The sequence below is a fragment of the Chromobacterium sp. LK1 genome (assembly GCF_001043555.1).
GTDB lineage: Bacteria > Pseudomonadota > Gammaproteobacteria > Burkholderiales > Chromobacteriaceae > Chromobacterium > Chromobacterium aquaticum.
Genome location: NZ_LDUI01000074.1, coordinates 1 through 11,027 on the forward strand (window position 1 = coordinate 1; position 11,027 = coordinate 11,027).

General features: G+C 64.6%; 7 protein-coding genes. 5 read left to right on the top strand and 2 right to left on the bottom strand.

The annotated features are described in order from the left end of the window. Together VI26_RS22770 and VI26_RS23460 are read left to right on the top strand one after the other, a co-directional pair. A partial coding sequence (locus VI26_RS22770) for an IS5 family transposase (protein ID WP_048412036.1) occupies positions 1 to 379 on the top strand: 379 nt, incomplete at its 5' end. A 299-nt stretch (positions 380 to 678) separates the two neighbouring features. Next, positions 679 to 1,533 carry a hypothetical protein gene (locus VI26_RS23460; protein WP_156184009.1) on the top strand — a complete coding sequence of 285 codons (855 nt, stop codon included), beginning with the start codon at positions 679 to 681 and terminating at the stop codon, positions 1,531 to 1,533. 69 nt (positions 1,534 to 1,602) lie between these two features. On the opposite strand, the gene VI26_RS22780 is transcribed toward VI26_RS23460, so the two are convergent. Together VI26_RS22780 and VI26_RS22785 are read right to left on the bottom strand one after the other, a co-directional pair. Beyond that, positions 1,603 to 4,461, bottom strand: coding sequence for an adenosylcobalamin-dependent ribonucleoside-diphosphate reductase (locus tag VI26_RS22780; RefSeq protein WP_048412037.1), 2,859 nt, complete (start codon positions 4,459 to 4,461; stop codon positions 1,603 to 1,605). A 253-nt stretch (positions 4,462 to 4,714) separates the two neighbouring features. Further along, positions 4,715 to 8,032 carry a DUF748 domain-containing protein gene (locus tag VI26_RS22785; RefSeq protein WP_048412042.1) on the bottom strand — a complete coding sequence of 1,106 codons (3,318 nt, stop codon included), beginning with the start codon at positions 8,030 to 8,032 and terminating at the stop codon, positions 4,715 to 4,717. A gap of 403 nt (positions 8,033 to 8,435) precedes the next feature. Between VI26_RS22785 and VI26_RS22790 the strand changes: the two genes are divergently transcribed. The 3 genes from VI26_RS22790 (at position 8,436) to VI26_RS22800 (ending at position 10,965) form a co-directional block, all read left to right on the top strand. Continuing rightward, positions 8,436 to 9,776 (top strand): glutamine synthetase family protein, encoded by a 1,341-nt coding sequence (locus VI26_RS22790; RefSeq protein ID WP_048412038.1) that lies wholly within the window; start codon positions 8,436 to 8,438, stop codon positions 9,774 to 9,776. 131 nt (positions 9,777 to 9,907) lie between these two features. After that, on the top strand, positions 9,908 to 10,639 hold the full coding sequence (locus VI26_RS22795; RefSeq protein ID WP_048412039.1) for a transglutaminase family protein: 732 nt from the start codon (positions 9,908 to 9,910) through the stop codon (positions 10,637 to 10,639). 11 nt (positions 10,640 to 10,650) lie between these two features. Further along, a complete protein-coding gene (locus VI26_RS22800; RefSeq protein ID WP_048412040.1) occupies positions 10,651 to 10,965 on the top strand; it encodes a hypothetical protein in 315 nt (104 codons plus the stop codon). The last annotated feature ends 62 nt before the right edge of the window (positions 10,966 to 11,027 follow it).

The window sequence follows — 11,027 nt, forward strand, 5'->3', positions numbered from 1 at the left end:
AGTGGATACCCAGGGCTTACCCCACGCGGTAGCAGTGACTACAGCGGAGGTGACTGATCGCAAAGGAGCCCTCAAAGCGCTAGCGCGCTGCCAGAGTGGGCTCAAGCGGGTGCAAAGCCTGCTGTGCGACAGCGGCTACATGGGCCAGCCCTTCGCGCAGGGAGTGCGGGAGATTCTGGGCGGGTATGTGACGGTACAGATTGCCAAGAGAAGCGAGTTACATACGTTCAAGGTGATGCCCAAACGATGGATTGTTGAGCGCAGCTTCGCATGGTTGGAAAAGAGCAGAAGGCTGTGGAAGAACTGCGAGCGGAAGCTGAATACCAGCTTGCAGTTCATCCACTTGGCTTTCCTGGCTCTATTGCTCCGGAGATCGTAAACAGGTTCTTAGAGCCTGTTTACGATCTCGCGAGCTAAGGCGAGACAAGGCGAAAATGGCTGAGAAAGCGGAATGTACACGCGGTACATGAGCATTTCGAAGACGTTTTCAACGCTGTATCGCCGACGCGCAGCAGATCGTAAACAGGTTCTTAGGCCAGTTTGTCCGCTTCTTGGTTTTTATCACGCCGCCGCCAAGTTGTTTTCGGCCCATTGACATGCTAATGTCCTGATAAATTTAAATAATCAAGGCATGCTCCGCCACCTTCTCATCGCAACGCCACTTAAACGGCCTCTTTCATGACCCTTTCAAACCGTAAACGCTTCGCCGCGGCTCTGGTCGCGGCATTGCCGCTGGCGGCTCACGCCGAAACCTTCGACCTGGGCGCCATTCTCAAGGACGGCATCAAGAAGGCGCTGCAAAAAGACCCCGCCGCGGACGGCGCCACCGCCCCGCTGGCGCCCGGCGTCTACGACGGCTCCGACAAACAGTTCGAACGCACGCTGACCATTCGCCCCAACGGCAAGTTCGAACTGGAAGTGATGCAGAAAGGCAAACCCGGCCAACTGCGCTCCGGCTCCGGCAGCGGACAACTGCAGGCCAACGGCGGACAGTGGCGTTACAGCGAAGGCATCTGCACGATGAGCGTCGTGCCGCAAACGGCTTCAGTTCAACTGCAGCTGGACCGATGCGCCAGCGCCTTCGGCGACGTGCCCTTCGACGGCCAATATCGGCTGGCCAAAACGGCCGGCGGCGCCCAGGCCGGCGCCGGCAAGAACAAGGCCTTGGCGGCGCAGCTGAACTGCCACAATCTCAACCTCAGCGAAAACGGCATCGCCAAACTGCTGGCAAGCGCCACTGGCAGCGCGCCCAACCAGATATGGGAACATGAGCAGGCCTTGCCGGGAGGCTATGACTATGGCGGCCTGCCTATCCGCTCGGTGCAGCTGTCCGAAGTGGACGGCGGTTTCCTGGCGCTGTTCGTGGACGGCGACGCCGCCGCGATCAAAGCCGCGATCAAGAAAACCCAGCGCAAGAGCAGCAGTGCGTCGATGTTGAGCAAGGTGGGGGAAAGCTACCCCTTCCCAGGCAAGCCCAACGGCCTGCCCTATGTGCAATGCCGCAGCAAGATGGCCCAGAACGGGCTGTATTGACGCTTGCGCCAAACGACAATGGCCCCGGCAAACGCCGGGGCCATTGCATTTAGTCGGCTTGTCTAAAACTCAGCCGCAGGCACCGACATGACCGCAGGCGGTGCAGAACTCGCAGCCGTCCTTCTTGATCAAGGCGTGGTTGCCACATTCCGGGCAGGGCTTGCCCGGCACCTGTTTCAAGGCGGCGCTGGCTTCCGGGCTGAACAGATCGCTCTGCTCCGGCACCATCACCCCCATCTCCTCCAGCGGCACGCCCTCCTCGGTCAGCACGCCCAGCATCGCGTAGCGGTGGATGATCAGCTGCGCCAGGTAGGCGACGGTGGACGGCCAGCTCTGCGACTTCTCCACGCCGGGGATGCGGGCGAAGAAATCGCCCTGCGGCTCGGCGTAGCTCAGCAGCTTGCGCAGCTTGAGGCCGATCCAGGCCGGGTCTATCACCCGCATGTCCAGGCTCAGCATCTTGCACAAGCCGTCCAGCTCGCGCGGGTAGGCGCCGGCCAGCCACATCGAATACGGCCGGCGCTGGCCGTTGGGCAAAACCAGTTCCTTGATGAAGAGCACGAAGTCATCGCCGGTTTGCGGGTTGCTGACGTCCACCGACCAGCTCATGGTGCCGTCGGTGCCGGATTTGGGCTCCTTGCGCGCGAACAGCGCGTCCATCACCGGCGTCGGCTCGTTCTGGTCCGCCGGCAGCGCGCCCAGTTGCTCGACGCGGTGGCGCACCACCTGAGCCAGGGCCGCCGAAGCCGAGGTGGCGTAGACGGTGCGCTCGCCCAGATCGAACACATAGCGCTTGTCGCCGTTGGTGTGCGACAGCGCGTCCAGCTTGGCCGCCAGCCAGCCGTGGTCACGGCAGCGCATGTCCATGGACAGGGTCTTGGCCACCGCGCCCAGGCCACGCTGTTCTTCCGTGGCGTTGACCCAGCATTCGAACGGCGACACCCGGCCGTTCTCCACATGGCCCACCACCACGGCGAAATCGCCGGCGTCGCCTTCCACCATGAAGGTCCATGATGGGTTGCCCTCTTTCAACTTGGGCCGATTCGGCCATTTCAGGCTGGACAGCGCCGGCGTCGGCGCGGTGTTGAGCACCACGCGGCGGTCCGGATCGCCGTCGCCGCTGCCGGACAGGTCCTGCGGCGTGGCGGCGCTGGGCTTGGCCGGTTCCACCGACAGCACCGAGCCCAGCACGCTATTGGGACGATAAGTGGTAATGCCCTTCAGGCCGGCGCGCCAGGCTTCCAGGTAGAGGCTTTCGAAATCGTCGAAGGGGTAATCGCCGGGCACGTTCACCGTCTTGGAAATGGCGGTGTCGATATAGGGCGCCACCGCCGCCACCATGCGCATATGGTCCAGCGCGCTCATTTCCAGCGCGGAGACGAAATAGTCCGGCAAGGCGTCGGTATCGCCGCCCTGCATCCGGTAGACGCGGTAGGCGTGGTCTTCCACCAGGTATTCCTGCTGGCTGCCATCGGCCATGCGTTTCTTACGGGTGTAGAACCAGGAGAACGGCGGCTCGATGCCATTGGAGGCGTTGTCGGCAAAGGCCAGCGAAATGGTGCCGGTGGGCGCAATCGACAATAGGTGCGAGTTGCGGATGCCATGCTTGCGGATGCGCGCCTTGATCGCCTCCGGCAGCCGGCTGGCGCAATGCGGCGCGGCCAGGTAGGCATCGGCGTCGAACAGCGGGAAGCCGCCTTTCTCGATGGCGATGTCCACCGAGGCATCGTAGGCGGCGTCGCGCATCGCCTCGGAAATACGGCTGGCGAAGCGGCGGCCCTCCTCGCTGTCATAGCGTATCTTCAGCATGATCAGCGCGTCGCCCAGGCCGGTGAAGCCCAGGCCGACGCGGCGCTTGGCCTGGGCCTCGCGCTGCTGTTCCTCCAGCGGCCACACCGTCAGGTCCAGCACATTGTCCAGCATGCGCACCGACATGCGCACCACTTTCTCGAAGCTCTTGAAGTCGAAGCTGGGCTTGTCGCCAAACGGCTGGCGCACATGGCGGCACAGATTGATCGAACCCAGATCGCAGCAGCCGTAATCCGGCAGCGGTTGCTCGCCGCAAGGATTGGTGGACTCGATCACCTCGCAATAGGACAGATTATTGTCCTGGTTGATGCGGGTCATGAACAGCACGCCCGGCTCGGCGTGGTCATAGGTGGAGGCCATGATCTGCCGCCACAGTTCGCGCGCCGGCACCGCGCGGTAGACCCACAGGCCATCCTCGCGCTGATAGCTGCCGGGGAAGGCGTCGGACGACGGCTCCACCGCGTGGGTCAGTTCCCAGGCAACATCCGCTTCCACCGCGCGCATGAAGTCGTCGGAGACGCCCACCGAGATATTGAAATTGCGCAGATCGCCCTGGTCCTTGGCGTGGATGAAGTCCTCCACGTCCGGGTGGGAAATGTCCAGCACCCCCATTTGCGCGCCGCGGCGCGCGCCGGCGGATTCAACCGTTTCGCAGCTGCGGTCGAACACTCGCATATAGGACACCGGGCCGGACGCGCGGCTATTGGTGCCCTTGACCCGCGCGCCCTTGGGACGGATGCGCGAGAAGTTGTAACCGACGCCGCCACCGCGGCGCATGGTTTCCGCCGCCTGCAGCAAGGCCTCGTAAATGCCCACCTTGCCGTTTTCGGTTTCCGACACCGAGTCGCCCACCGGCTGCACGAAGCAATTGATCAGGGTGGCGCGCAGCTCGGTGCCGGCGGCGGAATTGATGCGGCCGCCGGGAATGAAGCCGTTTTCCAGGGCCTGATAGAACAGCGGCTCGAAACGCGCCGGATCGCTTTCCAGCGCCGCCAGCGCCTTGGCCACGCGCAGCCGCACCTCGCCCACGCTTTGCTCGCCGTTCTTGGCGTATTTTTCCAGCAACACCTCGCGGGAGATGTCCTGCTCAGTCATGGCGGCGATGTTTTCCTGCTTCATGGTTCCCGGTTCCTCTTGAATTGCGACCTGCGGCGGCCAGTACGACCCCGTTCCAGCATGCAATGGACTGTGCGGCTCGCAAAAGGTTTCAACACGTCCAATACGCAACATCTGGAAAAGAAAAACGGCGTATTACACTATATGTAGTTACGCCGTTCGTTGACACATATCAAGCGCTATGCCGCGCCGCCACCACTTTTCCCGTTCGTCATGAGCAAAAACACGACGCGCGGCGGCGGCCCGGAATACTGGGTCAGGAGCTCTTCAGCTTGACCTCCAGCGGCACGCCGTCGCGGCCGGCCGAGGCCTTGACCGGCTCGCCCAACTGGATGCGCTCCTGCAAGGACGGATCGACCTTGACCATGGCCGCGCGCGCGTTGGCGGCGCGTTGCTTGGCTAGTTGCTGCAGGCTGGCGTCGGTGATGCTCTGCGCGGCGATCAACTCCTCGCGCAGCAGCTTGCCCAAGGCCGCGCCGGACGGCCCGCCCGGCTTCAGCGTGTGGCCCAGCAGCTTGAGGCGGCCGATCTGCTTGCCGTACACCGATTTGACCGCGGACAGGATGGCCTCGTCCTGCATGTCCGGCAGCGGCAGCGGCTCGCCGGCGCCCAGTTGATGGCCGGCGGCGGCGAAGATCGCCAGATCGGTCTGCGCGCGCGCCATTTCCTTGCGGTCGGCGTCGGCGTTGTAGCCGCCGCTGATGGACAGCATCAGCTTGGGCCGCTTGACCATCAGCCCGGCCACCTTGACCAGCTTCTCGCGCTCAGGCGGCGCCACATTGGCCTCGCCGGCCACGAAGCGGATATCGTCGAAACCCTCGCCGCCCAGCAAGGCGCCCAGCGCGCGGAACGGCGCGGTCACCACCTTGGTCACCACGTTGACGATGGCTTTCCAGATGATCTTGCCGTAGCTGAACTGCGGATCGTCCAGGCTGCCGGCCACCGGCAGGTCCAGATCGATGCGCTTATCGCTGTCCTCCAGGATGGCCACCGCCAGCCGCAGCGGCAGCCGCGGGCCCTTGTATTCGCTGTCCGGCAATTCGTCGCCCAGTTGCAGGGAATCGATCACCACCCGGTTCTCGCCCTTGAGCTGGCGCTGCTCCAGCAGGTAGCGCAGGTCCACCGACAAACGGCCGTCCTTGACCTGCCAGCCGGCGAAGTTCATCGAATACGGGTTCAGCGTGCCCATGGAGATATTGCGGAAGGCCAGGGTGATGTCGGTATTGTCGGTGGGCGCCAGCGGCGACAGCGCGCCGCGCACCTTGACGTCGCCGAACTGGTCCACATCGCCGTCCAGCGTGATATTGCCGCGCTGGCTGGCGCGGGTGGACAGGTTCTGGATGGAGCCGCGCAGATTGTGCATGTCGGACGCGAAGTCCGGCTTCATGCCATGGTCGGCGAACTGCACCCGCCCGCCCTGCACATGGATGGACTTGACCTCCACCAAGGGCAGCGGCGCCGCCTTGGCCGCCGGCGCGGGCGTTGCCGGCTTGCCGCCCTGGCCGGCGAACAGGCGCTTGAAGTTGAGCTCGCGCTTGTCGTCCAGCACCAGCCGCGCCGCCGGCGCTTGCAGCCGCACATCGTTGACCGCCACTTTCAGCGGCATGCCCTGGGCGCTGAGGCCGCGCACTTGCAGATCGCGCCAGCCCAGCAGCGGCAGCTTCTCGCCCGGCTCGTACACCGCCAGCCGCGCCACGCCGGCTGAGCCGCCGACGCGCCAGCCGCGCGCGCCGACATCCAGGTTCAGATCCGCCGACAGCGCGCCGCCACCGAAACGCAGCGGCGTGCCGCTCAAGGCATAGGGCGCCAACGGCGCCAGTTGCACCCCGTCGGCGCGCAGCTTGCCCTTGAACGCGCCAACGGCGGCGTCGATATCGGCCTTGGCCGCCAGCTTGCCGCCATTGAGCTTGCCGGCCAGGTCCAGCGCCAGCCGCTGGCCGTCGCCCACCTCCACCGTGCCGCCCAGATCGGACAAGGCCGCGCTCACCGGCTTGGACAGGCTGCGGTCGGTCCAGCTCAGCCGGCTGTCCCGCAGCTCCATTTCCGGATAGGAGAACTTCCAGGCCGGCGCCGCCTCATCCTTGGCGCGCGCGGGCGCGGCGGCCGGCTTGGCGCGGCCGGCGGGCTCGAACAAGCGGGCCAGATTGACCTGGCCGGCACGGTCGCGCTCCACCTTGGCCTCAAGGCCGCTCAGCGTCAGCTTGCCCGGTTCGATGCGGCGGCCTTGCTGCAATAGCTGGCTGGACGCCAGCTCGGCGCTGGCCAGGCTCAAGGCCGGCTCCGCGCCCTGAGCGCCCAGCTTCAATTCTTCCAGGCGCGCCACCATCCCGCTCAGCGAGAAGCCATGGTCGGGCGACAGCGAAAAACGGCCGGACAAGGCCGGCAGCCTGGCCTCCAGCGCCAGCGGCTGGCGGAAACCATGGTCGGCATAGTTCAGACGCCAATTGCGCAGCTTGATCGCCTCGATATTCACCAGCCACGGCAGCGGCGCGGCCTCCGCCTGCGGCTTGGCGACGGCCGGCGCGGCCGGAATCGCCTTCTGCCAATCCACCGTTCCGTCACGATCGCGTCCGGCCATCGCCAGGCCCTGATCCAGCTCGATGGACTGCACTTTCAGCATCGAGCGCGCCAGATCCAGCGCGCCGCCTTCGACGCGGACTTCCGGAATCGTCAACTCGCTGCCGCCGCCCGGCGCTTTCAGCGCGAAGCGCAGCAGGCTGGCGCGGAACGGCGACACCGTCAGCTCCGGCGTCTTGCCTGACATTTCAAAGCGGTAGCGCGCCGACACCGACAAGCGCCCTTCCGGCGCGGCGGTATTGAAATGCGGCTGCACATAGGGCCAGACCGAGGCCAGCGGCAGCTCCGCCATCTGCGCCTCGCCGTCGGACTTCAGCGGCTGCAGATTGATGCTGCCCTTCCAATTGAAACGGGTGCCGTCGGTCAGCGCCGCCTGCATCGTATAACTGCCGTTTTCCGGCAGCGTGGACAGGTCCACCAAGGCCAGATTCAGCGGCACCATGGAAAAGCGCTCGCCGCCGCCCAGTTGATCGGACAGCTGCGCCTGGCCGTTGCGGATGTTCAAGGCCTTGATCAGCAGCCGCGGCAGCTTGTCCGAACCGCCCTCCGGCTTGGCCGGGCCGGCGGCGTCGGCGACGAAGCTGGCCCAGTTCCACTGCCCGGCGCGGTTGCGCGTCAGCGCCAGCCGCGGCTGGTCCAATGAGAACTCCTCCGCCTGCCAGCGGCCTATCAGCAACATGGAGGGATCCAGGTTCAGATAGACCCGCTGCGCCGCGAACAGCGGCCGGCCGTCGCCCTCGCTCAGTTTCAAGTCGCGCACTTCCAGCGACATGTCCCAGGGCGTGATCCTGACCTCGCCCATGCTCAGCGTGCGGCCAATACTTCTTGCCCACTTGGCGGCGGCGTCGCTGATCATGCCCGGCGCCAGCCAGCCCAGGAAGCCCCACAGCAAGGCCAGCAGCACAATGGGCAGCGCCAGCCAGCGCCACCAGCGGCGGCGCGGCGGATTGGGCTTGGAATCTGAGGCGGGTTTCAACTGCTCGGTATCGTTTTCCATATCGGTCAATTCTAATACTCATAAAGAGGTCTTAACAGTCCCCTTGTCAGATTTCCCTGTTGCCGCAAACCAACAACAGAGCGGACTCCAATCAATAATCATTGCGAATGTCCATGCGCCGGTACTAGCATGCATTTGTTCAAAATATTGAACATTTCAAAACCAAAACGATCAATACCCTTCAAACCGGCATTGTGCCGTTTTGCCTGACCGAGAGGAGCAACCGGATTGCCAATCCATCACTGGGCCCGATTCCAGCCCCGTCCCGCCTGCCCGCGCAGCCCCGGCTGCCGAACACTGGACCGTAGATTATTTTTAGTACAAGCGCAGCGGCCGCATACGCTGAGGCATGCCGCCCAGCGCGACAGCAGCTCCGGCGCGCACACATGAAACCAGAGGGTTTATGAATAACGCAGAACAAATAAATAAATGGCTTGACGACAACCGCATCACCGAAGTGGAGTGCCTGATCCCGGACATGACCGGGCTTGCCCGCGGCAAGATCGTGCCGCGCCACAAATACAATCCCGCCGAAGGCCTGCGCCTGCCGGAAGCCGTGCTGTCCATGACCGTGACCGGCGACTACCCGGAGCAGGACTTCACCTCCATCGCCGATCCCGACATGCGGCTGATCCCGGACGCCAGCACCCTGCGCCCGGTGCCGTGGAATCTGGAACCCACCGCCCAGATTATCCACGACTGTACCTTTTTCGACGGCCGCCCGGTGGACCTGGCGCCGCGCAATGTGCTCAAGCGCATCCTGAAACTATACGAAGACGAAGGCCTCAAGGCCGTGGTGGCGCCGGAAATGGAATTCTACCTGGTGGAAATCCAGCCGGACGAAGACATCCCGCTGCGCCCGCCCGTGGGGCGCACCAAGCGCACCGAAGCCGGCATGCAGAGCTTCTCCATCGACGCGGTCAACGAATACGACGGCATCTTCGACGTGATGTACGACTGGTGCGAGGCCCAGGGCCTGGCGCTGGACACCCTGATCCACGAAATGGGCACCGCCCAGATGGAAATCAATCTGGACCACGGCGACCCGCTGGCGCTGGCGGACCAGGTCTTCCTGTTCAAGCGCACCGTGCGCGAAGTGGCGATCCGCAACAATATGTACGCCACCTTCATGGCCAAGCCGATGCAGGGCCAGCCCGGCAGCGCCATGCATCTGCATCAAAGCGTGGTGGACAAGGACAGCGGCAAGAACATCTTCAGCCTGAAGGACGGCCAGCCCTCGCAGAAGTTTTTCCACTTCATCGGCGGCTTGCAAAGCTATCTGCCGCCGGCGATGCCCTTCTTCGCGCCCTATGTGAACTCCTACCGCCGGCTGAGCCGCTACACCTCGGCGCCGATCAATCTGTCCTGGGGCTATGACAACCGCACCTGCGGCCTGCGCGTGCCGCACTCGGACCCACAGGCGCGACGGGTGGAAAACCGCCTGGCCGGCGTGGACGTCAACCCCTATCTGGCCATCGCCGCCAGCCTGGCCTGCGGCTACCTGGGCATGAAACAGGGCCTGATGCCGTCCGAGCCGCTGAGCGGCAGCGCCTATGAACAGCCGCACCAACTGCCGCGCCACCTGGACGACGCCATCGACATGCTGCTCAAATGCGAGCCGCTGACCAATCTGTTCGGCGAGCACTTCATCCGCACCTATAGCGCGATCAAGGAAGCCGAGTACCGCGAGTACTTCGACGTGATCAGCCCGTGGGAACGGCGTTTCCTGCTGCTGCACGTTTGATCGGTGCTTTGTGCGCCGCCGGCCCATCCTCCGGGCCGGCGGCTTTTCCGGCCTGCCGTCATCAAACTGTGCATTGACAATCCCCGGCCCAGAATATTCAATATGATTAAAACCTGCCGCCAGAGCATGCCATGCATCCAAGCCTCCAAGTCCTCCCCATCCGCCCCGCGTCCAGCACGGGGCCGAGCCTGAGCGAAGCCCTGCGCCAGGTGCAACGCGACGCCTCCCCCGACAACGACCGCGATTACTGCCGCGCGCTGCACGACTTCGTGCGCGACCGCGTGCGCTTCGGCTTCACCGCCCAGTTCGAAACCGTCAGCCCGGAGCGCACGCTGGCGCTGGGCCGCGGCCATTGCAACGCCCAGGGCGACTTGCTGCGCGCGCTGCTGACCACCGCCGGCATCCCGGCGCGGCTGCGTTTCGTGCGGCTGGACAAGCGCATTCTGCGCCACGCGGTGCCGGCGCCGGTCTATCTGTGCCTGCCGTCCCACTTGTTCCACGGCATGGTGCAGGCGCGGCTGGACGGCCGCTGGCTGCACAGCGACAGCTATCTGTTCGACCCGGCTGGCTTCGAGCGCCAATACGCGCGCCTGCTCGCCTCCGGCCTGAGCCACGGCTACGGCCTGCGCCTGGGCGCGGATTGCCACTGGAGCGCGGACGGCGACAGCTTCTCCCAAGCCTGCGCCGACGACCTCCACGACGACGACCCCATCTACGACAGCCTGGCCATCGCCTTGCAGGAAAAAGCCGGCAACAACACCCTGCTGGGCCTGCATTTCAATCAATGGCTGCGGCTGGCGCCGCCGCCGCTGCGCCGCCAGGGCGAGCGCTATCTGAACAGCCGGCTGCGTCCGGCCGGATAAGCGCCAACGCCATGAAGCGCCTGATTCCGCTGACGCTCGCCGTCCTGCTCGCCGCCAGCCAGGCGGAAGGCCGCGACGATCAGCGGCTGCCGCGCTCCTTGCGCCAAAACAGCGAGCACCTGAGCGACAGCGACTTCAACGCCTACAGCATCGTCTGTCACCAAGCCGGCCAGATCATCATCTACATCCCCGCCGCCAAGAGCATCACCTTACTGCGCGAAGACGACGGCATCCGCGAAATCCGCTACTTCCCAAGCAACGACATCCTGAACGAGCAAAGGCTGCTGGTGCCGCGCAGCCTGGCCTGCCAGCTGCGCCGCAACTAAGAACCTGTTTACGATCTGCTGCGCGTCGGTGATACGGCGTTGAAAACGAGCTCAAAATGCTC